The organism is Sphingomonas segetis (assembly GCF_009720245.1).
Taxonomy (GTDB): Bacteria; Pseudomonadota; Alphaproteobacteria; order Sphingomonadales; family Sphingomonadaceae; genus Sphingomicrobium; species Sphingomicrobium segetis.
This window is the reverse complement of the sequence record NZ_WJSQ01000327.1, coordinates 1-530: the sequence shown is the minus strand read 5'-3', so window position 1 is coordinate 530 and position 530 is coordinate 1. Positions and strand designations below refer to the sequence as shown.

Here is a 530-nt window from a genome sequence, read left to right as displayed (position 1 = left end):
CCTTTCGGCGGCGAGCTCGCGGGCGGTATCGCGCGGCAGGCCCAGCGTCCCGGCGATTGGCGCGCCGAGCAGCGAATCGCCGAGCGCGCTGAGAACCAGCGCCAGCGTGCTCTCGGCGACGTGATGCTCCTCGCGGCCAACGCTGAGCTGGGCGACGAGGCCGCGGATCGAATCGAGGATCGGGTCGAGCGCATCACGGTTGCCGGTGAGGATCATCCACGCGGCAAGCGCTCCTGCTCCTTCGCGGTCGAACACGTCGAAGGTGCGGTCGACGATTTCGCGCGCATCCGCTTCGCCGGCGCGCGCGCGCTCGACCGCCTCGGCGATGGTCGACGTCACCGAATTTGCGATGGCGCGGGCGAGCTCCGCCTGGAGACCCGCCGCCGACCCGAAATGGTGGAGGAGGTTGGCGTGGGTACGGCCGACCTCGGCGGCGACTGCCTTGAGGGTCACCGCCTGCGGCCCGTCGGCGAGCAGCAGCCGGCGCGCGGCGGCGATCGCGGCCGAGCGGCTCTCCTCCGGGCTCAGGC

1 protein-coding gene is annotated in these 530 nt (G+C 72.6%); it reads right to left on the bottom strand.

From position 1 onward, the window contains the following. A partial coding sequence (locus GH737_RS15050) for a TetR family transcriptional regulator (RefSeq protein ID WP_155265554.1) occupies window positions 1-528 on the bottom strand: 528 nt, incomplete at its 3' end. Window positions 529-530 lie beyond the last annotated feature (2 nt).